This window comes from Pseudomonas sp. LBUM1655, assembly GCF_059716085.1.
Map to the genome: position 1 here is coordinate 4842959 of NZ_CP166801.1, position 21086 is coordinate 4864044.

At 60.7% G+C, this 21086-nt stretch carries 12 protein-coding genes; 7 read left to right on the top strand and 5 right to left on the bottom strand.

The genetic code is table 11. From position 1 onward, the window contains the following. Positions 1 to 80: 80 nt before the first annotated feature. Together ACA074_RS21675 and ACA074_RS21680 are read right to left on the bottom strand one after the other, a co-directional pair. Positions 81 to 440 carry a PilZ domain-containing protein gene (locus ACA074_RS21675; protein WP_187678107.1) on the bottom strand — a complete coding sequence of 120 codons (360 nt, stop codon included), beginning with the start codon at positions 438 to 440 and terminating at the stop codon, positions 81 to 83. A gap of 228 nt (positions 441 to 668) precedes the next feature. Then, entirely contained in the window at positions 669 to 1055 is a 387-nt protein-coding gene (locus tag ACA074_RS21680; protein ID WP_401268686.1) for a tetratricopeptide repeat protein, read from the bottom strand. 172 nt (positions 1056 to 1227) lie between these two features. Between ACA074_RS21680 and pyk the strand changes: the two genes are divergently transcribed. Beyond that, on the top strand, positions 1228 to 2679 hold the full coding sequence (gene pyk / locus ACA074_RS21685; protein WP_187678108.1) for a pyruvate kinase: 1452 nt from the start codon (positions 1228 to 1230) through the stop codon (positions 2677 to 2679). Positions 2680 to 2794: 115 nt separating this feature from the next. Here the strand turns inward: pyk and ACA074_RS21690 are convergent, their stop codons facing one another. From ACA074_RS21690 to ACA074_RS21700, 3 genes are read right to left on the bottom strand one after another with little or no spacing between them, the layout of a single operon-like run. Further along, on the bottom strand, positions 2795 to 3544 hold the full coding sequence (locus tag ACA074_RS21690) for an enoyl-CoA hydratase-related protein (protein WP_497677775.1): 750 nt from the start codon (positions 3542 to 3544) through the stop codon (positions 2795 to 2797). A gap of 29 nt (positions 3545 to 3573) precedes the next feature. Next, positions 3574 to 4509 carry an iron-sulfur-binding ferredoxin reductase gene (locus ACA074_RS21695; protein ID WP_497677776.1) on the bottom strand — a complete coding sequence of 312 codons (936 nt, stop codon included), beginning with the start codon at positions 4507 to 4509 and terminating at the stop codon, positions 3574 to 3576. Then, positions 4502 to 5608, bottom strand: a complete 1107-nt coding sequence (locus ACA074_RS21700; RefSeq protein ID WP_489878857.1) for a GGDEF domain-containing protein — start codon at positions 5606 to 5608, stop codon at positions 4502 to 4504. Before ACA074_RS21700 ends, ACA074_RS21695 begins: the two co-directional genes overlap by 8 nt. 565 nt (positions 5609 to 6173) lie before the next feature. Here ACA074_RS21700 and ACA074_RS21705 point away from each other — a divergent pair. The 6 genes from ACA074_RS21705 (at position 6174) to ACA074_RS21730 (ending at position 21042) form a co-directional block, all read left to right on the top strand. After that, entirely contained in the window at positions 6174 to 7697 is a 1524-nt protein-coding gene (locus ACA074_RS21705; RefSeq protein ID WP_133340783.1) for a fumarate hydratase, read from the top strand. A gap of 199 nt (positions 7698 to 7896) precedes the next feature. Continuing rightward, complete coding sequence (locus tag ACA074_RS21710) at positions 7897 to 12417, top strand: SpvB/TcaC N-terminal domain-containing protein (RefSeq protein ID WP_497677777.1); 4521 nt, start codon at positions 7897 to 7899, stop codon at positions 12415 to 12417. Beyond that, a complete protein-coding gene (locus ACA074_RS21715; protein WP_497677778.1) occupies positions 12414 to 15185 on the top strand; it encodes an RHS repeat domain-containing protein in 2772 nt (923 codons plus the stop codon). The genes ACA074_RS21710 and ACA074_RS21715 overlap by 4 nt, the downstream gene beginning before the upstream one ends. A gap of 27 nt (positions 15186 to 15212) precedes the next feature. Then, the gene (locus ACA074_RS21720) at positions 15213 to 17867 is read left to right on the top strand and encodes an RHS repeat-associated core domain-containing protein (protein ID WP_497677779.1); all 2655 of its coding nucleotides are present in this window, start codon (positions 15213 to 15215) and stop codon (positions 17865 to 17867) included. A gap of 83 nt (positions 17868 to 17950) precedes the next feature. Continuing rightward, the gene (locus ACA074_RS21725; RefSeq protein ID WP_401271654.1) at positions 17951 to 19711 is read left to right on the top strand and encodes a sensor histidine kinase; all 1761 of its coding nucleotides are present in this window, start codon (positions 17951 to 17953) and stop codon (positions 19709 to 19711) included. Then, a complete protein-coding gene (locus ACA074_RS21730; RefSeq protein ID WP_489878852.1) occupies positions 19711 to 21042 on the top strand; it encodes a sigma-54-dependent transcriptional regulator in 1332 nt (443 codons plus the stop codon). The genes ACA074_RS21725 and ACA074_RS21730 overlap by 1 nt, the downstream gene beginning before the upstream one ends. The last annotated feature ends 44 nt before the right edge of the window (positions 21043 to 21086 follow it).

Genomic DNA, 21086 nt, shown 5'->3' on the forward strand with positions numbered 1-21086 from the left:
CGGACACAACATCAGTGAACGACGCAAACCCTTTGGGAGCTGGCTTGCCAGCGATTGCAATGGTGAAGGCGCCGCAGAGCTCAGGCCGAAGCCGGCAACGGCTGAAAACTGAAGTATTGCCGTAGCGCCTCGACCAGTTGCCCGTATTCCACCGGCGGTCGTTGCAGGCTGAAGCCGGCGTCGTAGTGCAGCGGCGTCGCGTCTTCGTGGCACCAGAGGCAGCAGGCTGCCAGATCGATCACCTGCTGGCAGCCATCGCCGCAGGGGATCTTCAGACGCAAATGGAAATCCGCACCGATCATCATCGGCAACTGGCTGATGAGCATCAGCCCGTCTTCGGACACATTGCCGAGAAAGCCGATGGGTTTGTCGGTGACGCTGTTGAACACTCTGAGGAAGTACGGCAGTTGATGCCGTTCGATCCGGCGGTCGGTAAACATGCGCAGTTCGCCATGCAAGGCTCCATCACAGAGCCGCACCTTTGCTTCGGAACGCACCTGTATCGCAGGCACGCTCTCCCCGCTTCCGGTGTAATGGTCGCTACAACGCCATCACCTTAAAACTGCCAGTCGCAGGTGTTGCCCAAGTTTAGAGACTCGACTCTAACCCGGATCATTCGACTATAGCTCAGGCTGTACAACCGGCCAGAATTTGTATGACAACTGCCATCAAAAGCGCGTTGGCCGCACCACGGCCGCAGCACTGCGGGTCGGGTAATGGCCCAGGCTCTGCAAGGTTTCCAGGCGCGCGCGGGCGCGGTAGGCGTATTCGCTGTTGGGGTACGAGGCGATGATGAACTGGTAGGTCTGCGCGGCATCGACAAACAGCTTCTGCCGTTCCAGGCACTGGCCGCGCATCATCGACACTTCCGGCCACACATATGGGCGGGCACGGCTGGCGCGTTCGACCTTGGACAGTTCGAGCATCACCTGCTCGCAATTGCCGCGATCATAGGCGCTGTAGGCGTTGTTCAAATGATGGTTCATCGACCAACGGGTGCAGCCCGTGACGGCGAGGACGCTGAGGGCAAGGGCGGCAATGGGCAACAATCGCATGGGGGTTCTCCTGTCTTGTGCTCTGTATCGACCCCTGGTCGGAAATCTTCAGGCGCGTTTGTCCCAAAGTTACCGCGTTCAATAAAGAAAATAGAAAGTAGTGCAAACGAACAATGACTACACCCCTCGAGCATAGTAGCCTTCGCTAGCGCTTGAACTCAGGAGTCTTTGCATGTCCGTCCGTCGTACCAAAATCGTCGCTACCCTTGGCCCGGCCAGTAACTCGCCGGAAGTTCTCGAACAGCTGATTCTGGCTGGTCTGGACGTTGCCCGTCTGAACTTCTCCCACGGCACCCCCGACGAGCACAAGGCTCGCGCGAAACTGGTGCGTGACCTCGCTGCCAAGCACGGCCGCTTCGTCGCCCTGCTCGGTGACCTGCAAGGCCCGAAAATCCGTATCGCCAAATTCGCCAACAAAAAGATCGAGCTGAAGATCGGTGACCAGTTCACCTTCTCCACCAGCCATCCGTTGACCGAAGGCAACCAGCAAGTGGTCGGCATCGACTACCCGGATCTGGTGAAAGACTGCGGCGTGGGCGACGAGCTGCTGCTCGACGACGGTCGCGTAGTGATGCGCGTTGATACCGCCACTGCCACTGAACTGCATTGCACTGTGACCATCGGCGGCCCGCTGTCCGACCACAAAGGCATCAACCGTCGCGGTGGCGGCCTGACCGCGCCGGCCCTGACTGAAAAAGACAAGGCCGACATCAAGCTCGCCGCCGAAATGGAAGTCGACTACCTCGCGGTGTCCTTCCCGCGTGACGCAGCCGACATGGAATACGCCCGTCAACTGCGCGACGAAGCCGGCGGTACTGCCTGGCTGGTGGCAAAGATCGAACGCGCCGAAGCCGTGGCCGACGACGAAACCCTCGACGGCCTGATCAAGGCGTCCGACGCAGTGATGGTTGCCCGTGGTGACCTCGGTGTGGAAATCGGCGACGCCGAACTGGTGGGCATTCAGAAGAAAATCATTCTGCACGCACGCCGCCACAACAAGGCTGTGATCGTTGCGACCCAGATGATGGAGTCGATGATCCAGAACCCGATGCCAACCCGCGCCGAAGTGTCCGACGTGGCCAACGCCGTGCTCGACTACACCGACGCCGTGATGCTCTCGGCCGAATCCGCCGCAGGCCTGTACCCGCTGGAAGCCGTGCAAGCGATGGCGCGCATCTGCGTCGGCGCTGAAAAGCATCCGACCGGTAAAACCTCCAGCCACCGCATCGGCAAAGTGTTCGAAAGCTGCGACCAGAGCATCGCGCTGGCAGCCATGTACACCGCCAACCACTTCCCGGGTGTCAAAGCGATCATCGCCCTGACCGAAAGTGGCTACACGCCGTTGATCATGTCGCGCATCCGTTCTTCGGTGCCGATCTACGCGTTCTCTCCGCACCGTGAAACTCAGGCCCGTGCGGCCATGTTCCGTGGCGTGTACACCGTGCCGTTCGACCCGGCATCGCTACCGCCGCACGAAGTGAGCCAGAAGGCGATCGACGAACTGGTCAAGCGCGGCGTTGTGGAAAAAGGCGACTGGGTCATCCTGACCAAGGGCGACAGCTACCACACCACCGGCGGCACCAACGGCATGAAGATCCTGCACGTGGGCGACCCGCAGGTCTGAGTGACCGGTTGCTGAAAAGCGAAAGCCCCGCCATGTGAATGGCGGGGCTTTTTGCATTCTGATCCAACAGGTGCGGCGCCTGTTCGGCCCTCATCGCTGCCAAGGCCGCGAAGATTCAGTGCCGTTTGATAAACCCGGTCAACGCCGCCAGCGCTTCGGGCGATCGCAGCCTTTGGGTGAACAACGCGCCCTCCGCTTCGATCACTTTGCGGATCAACTCACGATCCGGCGCTTTCATCAGTTGCTTGCTGATACGCACGGCTTCGGGCGGTAACTCATCGAAGCGCAGGGCCATTTCCCGCGCCTTGGCCAGTGCCGCTTCGCCGCTGCCCAACGCTTCGCTGGCAATGCCCCACTCGGCGGCTTGTTCACCGCTGAAGCCTTCACCGAGCAACAGCAACTCAGAAGCTTTGGCCTGGCCGAGCAAGCGCGGCAGGATCAGGCTGGAGCCGAACTCCGGGCACAAACCAAGGTTGACGAACGGCATGCGCAGGCGCGCATCACGGCTGACGTAGACCAGATCACAGTGCAGCAACAGCGTGGTGCCAATCCCCACCGCCGCCCCGGCCACGGCAGCGATCACTGGTTTGCGGAACTCAAGCAGGTTGAGCATGAAGTGGAACACCGGGCTGTCGAGATCGCTCGGCGGTTGCTGGATGAAGTCGGCGATGTCGTTGCCGGCGGTGAAGCACTCGGCGCTGCCGGTGATCAGCACGGCGTTGATTTCGGGATCGCTGTCAGCCTGTTTCAGCGCCTCGGCGAGACGACTGTACATCGCCCGGGTCAGGGCATTTTTCTTGTCAGGGCGGTTGAGGCGCAGGGTCAGTAAACCGCGTTCGCGTTCCAGCAGGATGGCTTCGGGCATGGCGTGTCTCGCGTCTGATGGATCAGCGCTCAACTACGGCTGAGGAAGACGTCGGCCAGCAGTTGATTGCGCGGCAGTCCAGCGAGGTACAGCCGCCGGGCAAAGGCGTCTACGCTGGTCGGTGAGCCGCAGACTAAGGCCAGGGTTTGCCGGGAAACAAGGCGCAGTTGCGCCAAAGCGGCGGGCGACTCGGCCGCCGTCCAGCGTTCGACGGTCAGGTTTTCCCGCTGCGCGGCCAGTGCCGCAAGGGGTTTGGCCAGATAGTGCTCGCTGGCGTCATGGGCCAGGTGAATGACGCGGATTGCGCCTTGGTGATCCTGGCGCAAGGCTTCACGCAGCACACCGAACAAAGGGCCCAGACCTGTACCGGCGGCCAGCAGCCACAACGGTCTTGCATGCCAGTCGGGGTCGTAATGCAGCGCGCCGCCGCGCAGTTCGCCGAGGCGGATCGGGTCACCGATCTGCAAGCGCCGCGCCGCATCGCTGAATTCGCCGGGCTGGCGGCAGTCGAGGTGAAACTCAAGAAAGCGGTCTTCTTCCGGCAGGCTGGCCAGCGAATACGGCCGCGCGATGTGATCGATCCACAGCACCAGATGTTGGCCGGCGCTGTAGCGCAAGGGCCGTTGCGGGGTCAGGCGCAGACGCAGGACGTTGTCACCGAGCCAGTCCAGCGCTTCGACGACGGCCGGGCGACCGTCCTTGATCGGGTCGAAGGTGTGCACCTGCAAATCTTCGATCACCTGACACTGGCAGGCCAGCCGCCAACCCTGCTCACGCTGTTCGGCGCTCAAGGCATCCGGGCGGTTATCTGCCGGCAGGCCTTGTACGCACTGCACCAGGCAGGCATGGCAACTGCCGGCGCGACAACTGTAGGGCACAGCCACGCCGTTCTGGTTGAGCGCATCGAGCAGATTGCTGCCCGCCGCCACCGACCAGTGCCGTTCACCGACGCGAAGTTCAGGCATCGACGTTCTCCCACGCGGCCGCACAGCGGTTGCGCCCGTCACGCTTGGCTCGATAGAGCGCCTGATCGGCGCGCTGCAAGGCGTCGTCCAGATCATCGTCCAGCGCCAATAAGGTCATGCCGGCCGAGAGGCTGAGATCTCGCACGTTCAGACCGATCAGTTCGACGTCGGTAAAGGCGATGCGCAGCCGTTCACAACAAGCCGTAAGGCGTTCGGCGTCGCAGTCGGGCAGCAACACCACGAATTCCTCACCACCATAACGCGCCAGCACGTCGCCGTCGCGCAGGCATGCTTGAGCAACGCCGGCAAAGGCTTGCAACACCTGATCGCCGGCGGCATGGCCGTGCAGGTCGTTGATGCGTTTGAAATGGTCGAGGTCGATCAGCGCCAGCCCGTGCAACACGTCGCTGTCCATCGCATTCAGTTCACGCGAGGCCAGGCGCAGAAAATGCCGGCGATTGAACAGGCCGGTCAGTTCGTCAGTGGCGACCAGGTCTTCAAGCTGGCGCATCATCCCGCGCAGGGTGTCCTGATGCGCCTGCAAGGCAAAGCGACGCTGGCGCATGCGTTGGCGCGAGACCTGGACGAAACGTGCGTAAATCACCAGCCACGCCAGCACCATCGCCAGGACGCACACTTGCAAGGCTGCGAGCGCCGGTTCCGGCAAGCGCATGTGATAGCCGTCCCACAGGGTAATTGCGCAGAAACTGAAGAACACCAGCAGCGCACAGCGAATAAACGCCCGCCGACTCAGATGAAACAGACCGAATAACAGGATCAGCACGTAGAACACCAGAAACGCGCTGCGTGCTTCATCCAGATGGGCGATCAGCCAGGTCTGCCAGCCGAGCCCGAGCAGCACTTGCGCTTCGGTCAGGCTGGGATCGGCAAAACGCAGGTTACGGCCGGACCAGAACAGGCCGAACAGGATGGCCTGAGTGATCACCACCAGCGCGCTGCCGATGGTCACTGTGCTCAAGGATTGGTCGTAATGCCCGGTGAAAAACGCCAGCCACAACAGCACCAAAGCCAATCCATAGGTGGCTGCAGCGAGGGCAAAGCGTTTGAGCAAAAGACGTTGAATGGCGTTATGGGTCAATCGTTGACTCACCGTGCGATTGGAGGCTGACCGAGTGTCCTACTCTACAGACCGGCTGCCACTTTAGTGGCGTAGTCGATAAATGACCACCGATTTTCGGGCTCGAAATTTGACGTCAAAAGTGTGGCCTCAAAAGCCCCTCACCCTAGCCCTCTCCCGGTGGGAGAGGGGACTGACCGCGTTTCACTCACAAGCTACACCGACCTGAAATACCGAGCCGAATCGAGGTTTTGAAAACCACACAAATCGGCTCCCCTTCCCCCAAGTTGTCTGAGCCCGACTCAGATTTTGAACAGCATGAGGATCGGCTCCCTCTCCCGAGGGAGAGGGCTGGGCTGAGCGGGCGATGTAGACGTGAAACCCGATGTCCGATATTCGCCCAACCATGCGACCAACGAATGACTACCTGCGCGTGTACGCCTCTTTGATGCGCGTTATACTGCCGCGCCTTTTTAGCGTCGCGCCAGCAGCCCCGGCGTGCCTTGAAAGGTGCTTGCGACCGACCGATGCACCCAAGCCGCAGGCACCTTATTGAATGTTCCCGTCTTTTAGAGGAGCGCGACTCATGACCGTGATCAAGCAAGACGACCTGATTCAGAGCGTTGCCGACGCCCTACAGTTCATTTCCTATTACCACCCCGTGGATTTCATCCAGGCGATGCACGAAGCCTACCTGCGCGAAGAATCGCCAGCGGCCCGTGACTCGATGGCGCAGATCCTGATCAACTCGCGCATGTGCGCCACCGGCCACCGGCCGATCTGCCAGGACACCGGTATCGTTACCGTGTTTGTCCGCGTAGGTATGGACGTGCGCTGGGATGGCGCCACCATGGGCCTGGACGACATGATCAACGAAGGCGTGCGTCGCGCCTACAACCTGCCGGAAAACGTCCTGCGTGCTTCGATCCTCGCCGACCCGGCGGGCGCTCGTAAAAACACCAAGGACAACACTCCGGCGGTCATCCACTACTCCATCGTCCCGGGCAACACCGTGGAAGTGGACGTGGCGGCCAAGGGCGGCGGTTCCGAGAACAAGTCGAAAATGGCCATGCTCAACCCGTCCGACTCGATCGTTGACTGGGTGCTCAAGACCGTTCCGACCATGGGCGCCGGCTGGTGCCCACCGGGCATGCTGGGCATCGGCATCGGCGGCACCGCCGAGAAAGCCGCTGTCATGGCTAAAGAAGTGTTGATGGAATCCATCGACATCCACGAGCTCAAGGCCCGTGGCCCACAGAACCGCATTGAAGAAATGCGTCTGGAGCTGTTCGAGAAGGTCAACCAGTTGGGCATCGGCGCCCAGGGCCTCGGTGGCCTGACCACCGTGCTCGACGTGAAGATCATGGATTACCCGACCCACGCCGCTTCGCTGCCGGTGTGTATGATCCCGAACTGCGCTGCCACCCGTCACGCGCACTTCGTGCTCGACGGTTCCGGCCCGGCCTCGCTGGAAGCGCCACCGCTGGACGCCTACCCGGAAATCGTCTGGGAAGCCGGCCCGTCGGCCCGTCGCGTCAACCTCGACACGCTGACCCCGGAAGACGTGCAGAGCTGGAAGCCGGGCGAAACCGTGCTGCTCAACGGCAAGATGCTCACCGGTCGCGACGCGGCGCACAAGCGCATGGTCGAGATGCTCAACAAAGGTGAAACCCTGCCGGTCGATCTGAAAGGTCGCTTCATCTATTACGTCGGCCCGGTTGATCCGGTCGGTGACGAAGTGGTTGGCCCGGCTGGCCCGACCACCGCCACGCGGATGGACAAGTTCACCCGTCAGATCCTTGAACAAACCGGCCTGCTGGGCATGATCGGCAAGTCCGAGCGCGGCCCGACCGCAATCGAAGCGATCAAGGACAACAAGGCTGTGTACCTGATGGCCGTTGGCGGCGCCGCTTATCTGGTGGCCCAGGCCATCAAGAAGTCCAAAGTGCTGGCATTCGCCGAACTGGGCATGGAAGCGATCTACGAGTTTGAGGTCAAGGACATGCCGGTCACCGTAGCGGTGGACAGCAACGGTGAGTCGGTACACATCACCGGTCCTGCGATCTGGCAACAGAAGATCAGCGAAAGCCTGGCGGTCGAAGTGCAGTAAGCGCTTTAACGCTGTAAAAAAGGCCGGCCCGTCATACGACGGGCCGGCCTTTTTGTTTATTCAATGATTTGGCGATAAAAACATCCCCCATGCATACAAATCGGTCTTGCGCACCTGTCAGGTCTGACAGGTTACCTCGCGCCTGATTGTTGCTAGCGTCTGTCCACCCTCGCCCTCCGCGTGCGCAACGGACAAGACCATGGCCGATCAGGAACTGAACATCACCACACCTTCCATTGCCAAGAGTTCGTCGATTGCCACCATCGGCAAAAGTTGGGGGGCCGTCGGGCCGACCGGCGCAGCGTCGTTCGAGCTGCCGATGCCACTGTCCGCCGGGCGTGGCTGGGATCCGCAACTGTCGCTGACTTACAGCAGCCAGACCGGTAACGGCTCGTTCGGGATTGGCTGGGGACTTGCCCTCAGTCAGATCAGCCGGCGCACCAACAAGGGCGTACCGCGCTATACCGAACACGACGAGATCATCGGCCATGACGGCGAAGTGTGGATGCCGGAGCTGGAAGCCGACGGCACAATCAAGTCCCGCCATGAATCCACTTATGACGGCGAGAACATCGGCCTACACCGTGTGGTGCGCTACTGGCCACGGGTTGAAGCGGACTTTTCCCTGCGTGAATACTGGCAACGAGAGCCTGCTTCGAAGGAGGCCGCAACGCCTGGTTTCTGGCTGATACACGGTGCCGATGGTTCGTTGCACGTCTACGGCAAAACAGCCGCCTCACGCCGTGAAGACCCACAGGCTCAGGGCCGTGTCGGCGCCTGGCTACTCTGCGAAAGCATGAACACGCGCGGCGAACACATCTGTTATCGGTACAAGGCCGATGATCAGGATCCCGACCCGATCCATGACTACAGCGCCCAGCGCTATCTGGAGCGGGTGTGCTACGGCAACTTCACGGCGAGCAAGAAATTGTATGCCTGGGAGGCGGAGGACGCGGCCCAACCGGATTGGCATTTTCAGCTGATCTTCGACTACGGCGAGCGCACTACGTCGCTGACTGAAGTCCCGGTTTACGACGGCGCCACACTGTTGCCGTGGCCCCGGCGCCCGGATCCCTTTTCAACCTATGGCCAGGGCTTTGAAGTGGGCACCCGTCGGCTCTGTCGGCAAGTACTGATGTTTCATCACTTCCCCACAGCCCCGGGCGACAAACCTCTGCTGGTTCGGCGTCTGCTGCTGGAATATCACGACCTTCAAAGAATGACGCAGTGGGCGTTCAGTCAGATCAGCGCCGCCCACTATCAAGCCTTCGATGCCAGCGGTTACGTGGAAAACACGCCGCCGGTGGAGTTCGACTACTCAGCCTTCGAAATCAATAAAACCCCGACACGCCTGCTGGCAACAGACACGCAACCGGGCGTCGAAGACGGCGGGTTCTACCAGTGCGTTGACCTCTACGGCGAAGGTGTGCCGGGGTTTCTCTGCCGCTATGACCAAGGCTGGTACTACCGCGAACCGCTACGCGCAAAAGTAGGTGGTGATGAAATCAGCTATGGACCATGGACTGCGCTGGCCAGGATTCCGCTGGCTGATCGCAATCGGCCGGTAATGCAATGGCTGACCGATCTGACCGGTGACGGACGTCTCGACTGGATCACCGCACAACCGGGCGCCAGCGGGTTTCGCACGCTGAATGCGCAGCGCGATTTCGCCGATTTCGTGCCGTTCAACGCGTTTCCGCTGGAGTTTTTCCACACGCTGGTGCAACTGGCGGATCTCAGCGGTGACGGCCTCAGCTCGATTGCCCTGATCGGCCCGAACTCGGTGCGCCTGTACGCCAACCAGCGAGAGCAAGGGTTCGCCCGGGCAGAAGAGGTGCCGCATTCACCACCCGATGACCGCTTGCCATTATTCAGCGACTCGCCCACTGAACTGGTGCTGCTCGGCAATCTGCTGGGCAGCGACATGCCCGAGCTGTGCCGCATTCGTCATGACGAAATCCGCTGCTGGCCGAACCTGGGCCACGGCCGGTTTGGTGAAGGTCGCAAGATCAGTGACCTGCCCTTCACATACGAGCAATTCGATTCATCGCGGGTACGCCTCGCCGACCTCGATGGCTGTGGGGCACCGGCGCTGATCTATCTGAAGTCCGATGTGTTCGAGATCTATCTGAACCGCGGCGGCAACGGGCTGGAACAGATCCCGGTGATCGTGCCCTGGCCGCAAGGTGTGCGTTATGACCGCCTGTGCCAGGTGAGCTTCGCCGACCTGCAAGGTTTGGGCTGTGCCAGCCTGATACTGACGGTGCCGCACCTCGCACCGCAGCACTGGCGCTACGATTTCGTCGCGGCCAAACCCTATTTGCTGACGGCCAGCAACAACAACATGGGTTGCAGCGCCAGTGTGGTCTATCGCAGTTCCGCCCAGGAATGGCTGGATGAAAAACAGCGGATGCTCAAGCTCAAGCGTCTGCCGGTTTCGCACTTGCCGTTCCCGGTGGCGGTGGCGGTGGTCAAAAAACAACTGCAACTGGATGAAGTCACCGGCAACTGCCTGACCCAGTCTTTCACTTGGTGCGAAGGGGTTTACGACGGCCAGGAACGCGAGTTCCGCGGTTTCGGACTGTTGCAGCAAACCGATAGTGAAAGCGCCACGGGCGATGATGACGTCGGCTTCAGCGAACCGGTTCGGGTCTGCACCTGGTTCCACACCGGGCAGTCAATGGATCGGGCGCGTGATAGCTATTTCAATGAGGATGCGCAAGCCGTCGCACTGGGCACCACACTGTTCAGCCGTTACCACGCCGGCGACGAAATCGATGAGCCCATCGCGCCGCATGACGCCGACAGTCAATACCAGATAGCCCGAGCGCTGGTCGGCTCGATCACCCGCATCGAAACCTATGCCGATGCGGATATGGATCAGCCGGGCATTGCCACGCCTTATGCGGTGCAAGAACTACGTTATCTGGTGCGCGAAGTCCGGCCCAAAGGGCCATATGCGGCAGCTGTGTTGCTGCCGCTGGTACTGGAAAAAATCAGCTACCAGTACGACCGGTTTATCGACGATCCGCTGTGCCGTCATGAGGTCAATCTGCGCTGGAACGACTTCGGTCTGTCGACCCATGCGTTGGCCGTGAGCTGCGCCCGCAGGCTTGTCGACTCGGACACGCCGCCGTTCAGCGATCCCGATGAACAACAGTGGTGGCGCGACGCTCATGACGAGGCGCAGCAATCCTTCTACATCAGCGAAACCCGCGCGCGATACATCAATCTCGACAGTAATCCCCAACAGTGGCGACTGGGCCTGCCGTGGCAACAGCGTGGCAACGCGCTGGTCTTGCCAAAAGGCCCACTGCCTGAGGGACTGTCCGCGAGTGAGGTGTGTTTCGAGCAACTGGCTTTGCATCAGGATTCGCCGCACTGGAACACTCAACGAGTCCTGACGACACAGTCGGTGCAGCGTTATGTGCAGGCGGACGGCTCGCCGCTGGACGACGGTGTCGCCGAGTTCGAAGCACTGGCCGGGCCACTGGAATTGGCGCAGTTGGACAAGACCGCACTGGACGCCTACAACGTGCTGCCGCCGCCGTTCGATATCCGTGTCGAACTGAAAAAAATCGGTTACACCGCCATGCCGTTGCTGTTTGAGGTAGAGCCGGACGATGCCGAAGAAAATCTATGGTCGTCGACATTCGGCTACGCCGAGTACGCCGACCTCAAAGGGTTTCATCTGGTACACGGCTACCACGAAACCCCGAGCCATGGCGTAACCCGCGCCGAATACGACGACTTTCGGCTGGCGATCACCCGCGTCGAGTTGCCGGATGGTTGCACCACCCAGGTCGAATACGACTACCACGCGCTGCAACCGCTGCGCATCATCGATGCCAACGAGAATGTCGAGGAGGCGATTTACGAACCCTCCGGCCAACCACTGGCCACCAGTTTCCACGGTACGGAAAACGGGATGCCTGCCGGTTTCAAACCGTTGAGCGAATACCGCCGACCCGAGGACCATCGCCCGGATACCGCGATTGACGATCCGCAAGAGGCGCTGCAAAAAGCCGCCAGCACCTTGCGCAAGGACTTGTTCAGCTGGATGGGGCAGATCCCGCCCGACAACCGCGCCAGCGGCGAATGGATCGCCAACGGTTACCTCCTGCCCAGCGGCCATATTCGTGCCAGCGCCCGCCGGCGACTCGCACGAATCGGCAATCTGACGGCGACAGAACAGCACTTGCGAGAGGCGATCGCAACAACCCGACGCGAGCCGGTACACAGCGTCGTCCTCAGCGCCGACCGCTACCCCGATGACGCCGTGCCGGCACAGATCCACATCACCAAGGCCTGCGTCGACGGCTTTGGTCGAGCGCTGCAATCCCAGCAGTTGGTTGAACCCGGCCTGGCCTATGCGGTGGACACCGACGGCTCGCTGATCGTTGAAGACGGCAAGTTCGTTGAAGTACAAGCCAATCCACGGTGGCGCGTCAGCGAGCGTGTCGAATACAACAACAAAGGCTTGGCGGTGCGCCAGTTCCGGCCGTTTTTTGCCAATGCCCACGGTTACATCAACGACCAGTCGCTGCACGATCTGGGGTACTTCGATCAGCTGTTCTATGACCCGTTGGGGCGTGCGGTCAAATTGCTCAACGCCAAGGGCGACTTCTCCCGTGAGACCTATCATCCGTGGTACCACGCCAGCGAAGACTTCAACGACACCGCTGAACCGGTGCCGCCGAAGCGGACATCACGGCGTTGAACGCCTCCGTGCATTGGCGCACGCCCTCACTCACGGTGAGTGAGGGACGGGGTCTGGCAGTTCGTCAGATCGAATATTTGCGCAGCGTTGCCGGTGAACCCGTGACTGCGCTGATAACCCGTCAGCGTCACGACGTGAATGGACGCAGCGTGGCGCAATGGGATCCGCGCTTGTCCGAGCCGAACCTATCAACGGTTTACGGGTTGGCTGGCCAGGTGCTGAAAGTCGACAGTGTCGACGCCGGCTGGCGCCTGAATCTGCCGGGGCTGGCGGGTGAACCGCTGGAGCGCTGGGACGCGCGCGGCAACCATTGGCACACGACTTTCGACGCTCAGTTGCGGGTGGTGGCGCTCGAGGAAAACGGCGAAGCAGGCGTCGATCTTTTTACCTATGCCGATGCCACCGCCGACAAGCAATACAATCTGCGCGGGCAGTTGCTAAAGCAGCAAGATCGCTCCGGTACACTGCGCACGGACAGCTTTGCCCTGGGCGGCCAGCCACTGGCAGACACCCGCACTTTTCACGATGGCGCAGCGTTCACCAGTCGCCGGTCTTTCAATGCCCTCGGCGCAACGCTGGAACAGATCGACGCCGGCGGGCATCGCCAGCAATCGTTCCACGATCACTCCGGGCAGCTTCAGCAGGTGAAGCTGCTGGTCAATGGCGAGTCAGACTGGCAAACGCCGTTGCTCGATGCGCAGTACAACGCCAGCGGACAGATCATCGAGCAACTGGCCGGTAACCATGTGCGCAGCTACTGGGCGTACGATCCCGCCGATGGCCGCTTGCGCACGCAGTCCAGCCGCCAAGACGCCGGGCCGGTGCTGCAAGACTTCGAATATTTTTACGACCGCGTCGGCAACCTTCTGCGTATTGAGGATCACGCCTTCAAGCCGGTTTACTTCGCCAACCAGGTGGTCGATGGTCACCGCGACTTCACCTACGACTCGCTGTACCGACTGACCAGCGCCAGCGGTTATGACGACGGCCCGCTCTCGGACATTCCGGGACTGCCGCAGCCGAGCGACCCGAACAACCGCCTCAACTACACCCAGACTTACCACTACGACTCCGGTGGCAACCTGATCGAGTTGAGCCACGTACGTGCTGGCGCCAACCAGACACGGGAGATGCGCATTGATCCGCAAAGCAATCGCGGGGTGCGCTGGAAACCGGGCGACCCCGATCCCGTGTTCGACACCTTGTTTGACCGCCACGGCAACTGGCTAGCCGTACAACCCGGCCAGCCCCTGCAATGGAACGCCCGCGACGAACTGCAAGGCGTGACCCTGATACACCGCGAAGGCGGTCGCGATGATGCCGAACATTACCGCTACAGCCAGGGCGCACGGGTGTTCAAACGGCATGAATTCTTTACCGATAGCGCCGAACACTTTCATCAGGTGCGCTACTTGCCGGGCCTGGAGATTCGCAACAAAGACAACGGCGAAGAACTGCACGTCATCAGCGTCGGCAACGCACGCTGCCTGCATTGGGCAAAAAATCCGCCGCGCGGCATCGACGACAATCAGCTGCGCTACAGCCTCGACGATCACCTGGGTTCCTGCGTCATGGAACTGGATCAGAGCGCACAGGTGATCAGCCACGAAGGCTATTACCCATTCGGCGCCACGGCGTGGATGGCCACAGCATCGGCCATTGAGGTGAGTTACAAATTCGTCCGCTATTCGGGCAAGGAAATGGATGTCAGCGGTTTGTATTACTACGGCGCACGCTTTTACGCGCCCTGGCTGCAGCGCTGGATCAGCGCCGACCCATCGCAGGCCGATGGCTTGAACCTTTATGGGTTTGTGGGGAACAACCCGATGCGATTTATCGATCCTGACGGAAATACCCGAGCGGAAGCCGTGATCATGTTGACGTCGCAGTTCTTGGAAGCCGTCAATGGGCACTCCCAGCAGACCATGGATCAATTCCATAACATCCTTCATCCCCCCCAGAGCTACTTCAAAACAATGGTGCTGAACACCGTTGTCGAAGGTATTAACTGGTTTGGCGCGACCTACAAGGCAGGCAATGCCGGTGCCGAAGCGTTCGACCTCGCAGTACCCGGCTTGCCTCAACCAACGCCTTATCTGACGGGTGGAGGGATAATCGGGGGCAACCTGGGCGGCGAAATCGGCGGCGGCATGATCGCTCCGGTGATGGAAGGTGTCGGACTGGGGCTCGGTCCGCTCATACCGCAAACCTCAAAAATGTCAGTGAGCGCAATTGACGAGCTATTGGGCATCGGTGATGCCGTCAACGAGATCAATTCGTGGACAGACATGAAAGAGCAACTGATTCACCCGGCGCTCAATTCCGTACTCAATCCTGAATTCGTCATGAACCGTGTCATGGCCTCATGGATATCGATCATCCCCCACTTCCTGAATCTGTTTTCGAGAGCCATTGAGGCTGAGGACATCAAGAACCGACTGGATCCGGTGAAGATCGAAAAAATCGAAAAAATGCTGACCGACTGGAAAGCGGCGGTCGAGCAACGTTTCGCCTGGGCCGAAAATGCCTTTGATGCGCACGGTACAGACACCGTCAATCCAGCCAGATTACTGCCCAACGTCAACAACCTGACATCCAGAGAAACCCTTACCCCCATCACTCGCTCAGGCATGCGCGATTTGCACAGCGCCACACTGAGCAACATTGCACGCACCCAGGCCATGGTTGCCCAATACAAAGAAATGGGCACCACGGACAATCAGTTTTTGCTCAAGCAGGCGCGTGCGGCGAAGAAAAAGGCCGGCTGAAATGATCACGTGCGCAAGTATCCGGTCATGACTCAGACAGTCCACTGGCGCACGCCGACCCTGCGAGTGCATGACGCCAGGGATCTGCCGGTCAGCCAGGTCGCCTACTTACGCAAAGTCGCCGGCGCCGATGTCGAGTGCCAGATCACCCGCCAGCGCCACGATCCCGTCGGTCATTTGATCGCCCAGTGGGACCCACGCTTGCCGGTTCCCTGCTTGACCACGGTTTACGGTTTGGGTGGCGCCGTGCTGAAGTCCGACAGCGTCGATGCCGGCTGGCGCCTGAGTTTGCCGGGCCTGGGCGGTGAGACACTGGAGCACTGGGATGAACGTGACAACCACTGGCGCACGACCTTCGACAATCAGTTGCGCGTGGTGGCGGTTGAGGAAAACGACGAGGCCGACGTCGATGTGTTTACCTACGCCGATGGCTTGGCCGACCCCGGACACAATCTGCGTGGGCAGTTGCGGGAGTTGAAAGACCGTTCAGGCACCCTGCGTACAGACAGCTTCGCCCTGCCTGGCCAACCGCTGACAGAAACCCGCACCTTTCGTGATGCTGAAGCGTTCACCAGTCATCGAATGTTAAGCCCCCTCGGCGCGACGCTGGAACAGACCGATGCCGGTGGACATCGGCAGCAATCGCGCTACGGCCTCGCCGGTCAGCTCAAGCATGTACGACTGCTAGTCAGTGGACAGTCCGACTGGCAGGCAGTTTTACTCGACGCACAATACAACGCTGCCGACCAGATCATCGAACAGCAGGCCGGCAATGGAGTGCGCAGCCTTTGGACTTACGATCAGGCCGATGGCCGGCTGCGCACCCAGTCCAACCAGAAAGACGCCGGCCCGCTGCTGCAAAGCCTGGAATATTTCCACGACTCGGTCGGCAACATCATCCGCATTGAAGACCACGTTTTTCAACCGGCCTGGTTCGCCAATCAGCTCGTCGATGGCCACCGTGATTTCACCTATGACTCACTGTATCGACTGGCCAGCGCCACCGGTTACGACGACGGCCCGCTCTCGGACATTCCGGGCCTGCCTCAACCGACCGATCCGAACAACCGCCTCAACTACACCCAGACTTACACCTACGACGCTGGCGGCAATCTGGAAAAACTTGTCCACGTGCGCGATGGCGCCAGTCAAACTGTCCAGATGTGCATTGACTCGACCAGCAACCGCGGCGTGCGCTGGAAACCGGGCGATCCGCCACCGGAGTTCGAGAAACTGTTCGACCGTCACGGTAATCAGCAGGTGACGCAACCGGGACAGGCCATGCGATGGAGCGCCCGCGACGAACTGCAAAGCGTAACGCTGATTGCCCGAGTAGATGGTCGCGATGACGCCGAGTATTACCACTACAGCCAGGGCGTGCGGGTGTTCAAACGCCATGAAACCTTCACCGACAGCGCCGAACATTTCCATCAGGTGCGCTACCTGCCGGGGCTGGAAATTCGCGACAAGGACAACGGCGAAGAACTGCACGTGATCAGTGTTGGCGGTGCGCGCTGCCTGCACTGGGCAAAGAATCCGCCCCAGGACATCGAAAACGATCAACTGCGCTACAGCCTCGATGACCACTTGGGTTCCTGCATCATGGAGCTGGATCAAGACGCCCGGGTCATCAGCAGCGAAGGCTATTATCCGTTCGGCGCCACCGCGTGGATGGCCGCAAGATCAGTAATCGAGGTCGGTTACCGGTTCATCCACTATTCGGGCAAGGAGTTGGATATCAGCGGTCTGTATTACTACGGCGCACGCTATTACGCGCCGTGGTTGCAGCGTTGGGTCAGCCCTGACCCGGCGGGAGATGCAGACGGGTTGAATCTGTATGGATTTGTCGGCAACAACCCGATGGTTTATGTCGACCAGACAGGTACTTCCAGGATCCTTTTCGATCTGGCGAAAAGAGCTGTCGGCATCTTCGACAAAGCCAAAACCGCGACAGATCAGTTGCACAATCTGACTTCCGAATTCGACGGACTGATTCCCGAAGGCGCGGATATCGAAGAGCTGCGCAAGAACATGACGCTCGGCAAATTTCTCAAGTCCAGGCACGGGATCAAATCCGCGTTTTATGGCGCGGGGAAAGGGGCCGCGATCGGCAGCGTTCTTGGCACGGCGGTGCCGGGGATTGGCAATGCCATTGGTACAGGCGTGGGTGCGATCGTCGGTGCGATCGTTTTCCCGTTGCTGCGTTATTACTTTTTCAAGAAAGGTTTGAAGCTTGCACAAACGCTGCACACCCAGGAGCTCAAGGACGGCGTGAGCGCGGCGGGCAATGCCGTTTCCAGCGCGATGGAGGCAGGAAGAGATCTGCTTCGAGGAGGGGCACAAGTGTTCAATGGTCTCAAGAACCTTCCCGACACCCTAAAGGAATACTCTCAGGACGCTCGAGATACCTTCAACGAAGGATTGAAGGCCCTTACGAACGAGCAGAAACTCAAATTCTATAGCCTGCTGGAAGACAATGTCTCGCCGTTCCAGGCGATGGAAAAGGCAAAGAGTGTCATTGAGAACGTGCCAGGCATTGTCAGCGAGGCCGTACAGGCCAACGACCGGTTGCAACAACTGGAGCGCTCGATCATTGAAGAACCAAGGCCAAGGCCAAGGCCCGTGCCCAAACCCCGGACGAAATTCATTCGTCGCGTGTCGGTCGGCGAAACATACGTGTGACCGCCATGGCCTGACCGAACAGCGCGCCGGGCCACGCTCGCCCATGCTATCGTGCCCGCCCGACTGCCATCCGTTTGCCCAGCATGCTGCCGACTTCCCGTACCTTGCGTCTGTCGTTGTATACCCTGCTGATCATCGCCGGCGCTGCTGTTGCCGCAACGCTCGCCATCCGCCACGCCGAACGTCAGGCGCTGGAAGAGGACGCCGCTCGCGCCAACCAGCAATTGGCGCTCTACGCCAATTCGTTGCACACCCTGATCGACCGCTACCGCGCCCTCCCCGCCGTGCTGGCACTGGACCCGCAGTTACGCTCGGCGCTGGCCGGCCCTGTTGATGCCGAGCAGCAACGGGCACTGAATCTGAAGCTGGAAAAGATCAACGGTGCGGCGCAATCCTCGACCCTTGAACTGCTCGATCACACCGGCCTTGCCGTGGCCGCCAGCAACTGGCGCCTGCCGAGCAGCTATGTCGGCCACAATTACGGTTTTCGTCCTTATTTCAGCCAGACTCGCACCCAGGGCACCGGACGTTTCTACGCGGTCGGTGTGACCAGCGGGATTCCCGGTTATTTCCTGTCCAGTGCGGTGCTCGGTGATAACGAGCAGTTCCTCGGGGCGATGGTGGTCAAGCTGGAATTCCCCGAACTGGAACGCGAATGGAGCCAGGGCAGCGACACGCTGCTGGTCAGCGACGCGCGCGGCATCATCTTTATCGCCAACCAGCCTGGCTGGCGCTATCGCGCGTTGCGGCCGTTGAGTGCCAGCGATCTGGCAGAGATCAAAACCACGCGCCAGTACGACAAGCAATCTCTGCAGCCACTGACCCACCTGTCACTGCGCCGCTTCGATGACAACAGCGATCTGCGCCGGGTCGAAGGCCCGCAAGGCACGGCGGACTATCTCTGGGAGTCGCTGCCATTGACGGCCGAAGGCTGGACGCTGCACCTGTTGCGCCGTCCGCAAGTGGCCTTCGAAGACTTGCGTAACGCCGGCCTCGCAGCCGCCGGGGTGTGGCTGGCGCTGGTGTTTCTGCTGCTGTTCCTCAATCAGCGCTGGCGGCTGTCGAAAATCCGCCAACGCAACCGCGAAGAACTGGAGCAACTGGTCGAGGAGCGCACCCGCGACCTGCGCACCGCCCAGGACGGTCTGGTGCAGTCGGCCAAGCTCGCCGCACTCGGCCAGATGTCCGCCGCGCTCGCGCACGAGATCAATCAACCGCTGACCGCCCAGCGCATGCAACTGGCGACCCTGCGCCTGCTGCTCGACCATGGCCGCGTCGATGATGCCTACAAGGCACTCAAACCGGTGGACGAAATGCTCACGCGCATGGCCGCCCTCACCGGTCACCTGAAAACCTTTGCGCGAAAGAGCCCCAGCGGTTTGCGCGAGCGTCTGGATCTGGCGACCGTGGTTGATCAATCCTTGCAACTGCTTGATGCGCGACTGCGTGACGAACAGGTCAGTCTGGTGCTGCACCTGACGCGTCCGGCGTGGGTACGCGGTGACGCGATCCGCCTGGAACAGGTGCTGATCAACCTGCTGCGCAACGCCCTCGATGCGATGCAGGGCAAACCGTGCAAACGTCTGGAAATCCGTCTGCAAGCCGATGAACAACTATGGCGGCTGAGCATCAGCGACAATGGCGGCGGCATCGCCGAAGAACATCTGGGTCAGGTGTTCGATCCGTTCTTCACCACTAAACCTGTGGGTGACGGGCTGGGCCTGGGGCTGGCGGTGTCGTTCGCCATCGTCCATGAATCCGGTGGACGCCTGAGTGTGGAAAATGGCGAGAACGGCGCGGTGTTCGCCCTGACCTTGCCAATCGATCTGGAGGCACACATCTGATGCTCAATTCGGTGATGGTGGTCGATGACGAAAGCAGCATTCGCAATGCAGTCGAGCAATGGCTAAGCCTGTCGGGCTTCGAAGTGCAGCTGTTCAGCCGCGCCGAAGAATGCCTCGCCGCCCTGCCCGCACACTTTCCCGGGGTGATTGTCAGCGACGTGCGCATGCCCGGCCTCAGTGGTCTGGAGCTGCTGGCCGAAGTGCAGCGCCGCGACGCCGATCTGCCGGTGATCCTGCTCACCGGTCACGGCGATGTGCCGATGGCGGTCGAAGCGATGCGCGACGGCGCCTACGACTTTCTGGAAAAACCCTTCAGCCCGGAAACCCTGCTCGGCAGCCTGCGCCGGGCACTGGAAAAGCGCCGCCTGATTCTGGAAAACCGTGCCCTGCACGAGCAGGCCGACCACCGCGCCAGACTCGACGCAACACTGCTGGGCGTGTCCCGTGGTTTGCAGACCTTGCGCCGGCAGGTGCTGGATCTGGCGACGTTACCGGTCAACGTGTTGATCCGTGGCGAAACCGGCAGCGGCAAGGAACTGGTTGCCCGTTGCCTGCATGATTTCGGCCCGCGTGCGGACAAGCCGTTCGTGGCGTTGAACTGCGCGGCGATCCCTGAGCAGCTGTTCGAAGCGGAACTGTTCGGCCATGAAAGCGGCGCGTTTACCGGTGCCTCTGGCAAGCGCATCGGCAAGCTGGAATATGCCGATGGCGGCACGCTGTTTCTCGATGAAATCGAAAGCATGCCGCTGGCCCAGCAGGTCAAACTGCTGCGGGTGTTGCAGGAGCAGAAGCTTGAACGCCTGGGTTCGAATCAGAGTATTCGGGTGGATTTGCGCATCGTCGCGGCGACCAAACCCGACCTGCTCGACGAAGCGCGGGCAGGACGTTTTCGTGAAGACCTGGCGTATCGCTTGAACGTTGCCGAGCTGCGTTTGCCGCCGCTGCGTGATCGTCGCGAAGACATTCCGTTACTGTTCGAAAACTTTGCCCAGAGCGCGGCTCAGCGTCTTGGCCGCACCTTCCCACCGTTGACGGGTGCGCAGTTGAGTCACCTGCTCAGCCATGACTGGCCGGGCAATGTGCGCGAACTGGCGAACGTCGCCGAACGCCAGGTGCTGGGGCTGGATGAACCGGCGCCGGGGATTGATCCGGGCCAGTCGCTGGCGGCGCAGCAAGAGGCGTTTGAAGCGCAATGCTTGCGTGCAGCGCTGACCCGGCACAAAGGCGATGTGAAAGCGGTGCTTGAAGAGCTGCAACTGCCGCGTCGCACCTTCAATGAAAAGATGCAGCGGCATGGGTTGAGTCGGGAGATGTTTGTTCCGGACAGCTGAGTTTTTCGTTGTCGCTGATAGCCTGCTCGCGAAGGGTCCGGTCC

Excerpts from the sequence above, each read along its gene's own strand:
- ACA074_RS21675 (WP_187678107.1), bottom strand. The coding sequence starts at position 440 with ATGTTTACCGACCGCCGGATCGAACGGCATCAACTGCCGTACTTCCTC.
- ACA074_RS21680 (WP_401268686.1), bottom strand. The coding sequence starts at position 1,055 with ATGCGATTGTTGCCCATTGCCGCCCTTGCCCTCAGCGTCCTCGCCGTC.
- pyk (WP_187678108.1), top strand. The coding sequence starts at position 1,228 with ATGTCCGTCCGTCGTACCAAAATCGTCGCTACCCTTGGCCCGGCCAGT.
- ACA074_RS21690 (WP_497677775.1), bottom strand. The coding sequence starts at position 3,544 with ATGCCCGAAGCCATCCTGCTGGAACGCGAACGCGGTTTACTGACCCTG.
- ACA074_RS21695 (WP_497677776.1), bottom strand. The coding sequence starts at position 4,509 with ATGCCTGAACTTCGCGTCGGTGAACGGCACTGGTCGGTGGCGGCGGGC.
- ACA074_RS21705 (WP_133340783.1), top strand. The coding sequence starts at position 6,174 with ATGACCGTGATCAAGCAAGACGACCTGATTCAGAGCGTTGCCGACGCC.
- ACA074_RS21710 (WP_497677777.1), top strand. The coding sequence starts at position 7,897 with ATGGCCGATCAGGAACTGAACATCACCACACCTTCCATTGCCAAGAGT.
- ACA074_RS21720 (WP_497677779.1), top strand. The coding sequence starts at position 15,213 with ATGACTCAGACAGTCCACTGGCGCACGCCGACCCTGCGAGTGCATGAC.
- ACA074_RS21725 (WP_401271654.1), top strand. The coding sequence starts at position 17,951 with ATGCTGCCGACTTCCCGTACCTTGCGTCTGTCGTTGTATACCCTGCTG.
- ACA074_RS21730 (WP_489878852.1), top strand. The coding sequence starts at position 19,711 with ATGCTCAATTCGGTGATGGTGGTCGATGACGAAAGCAGCATTCGCAAT.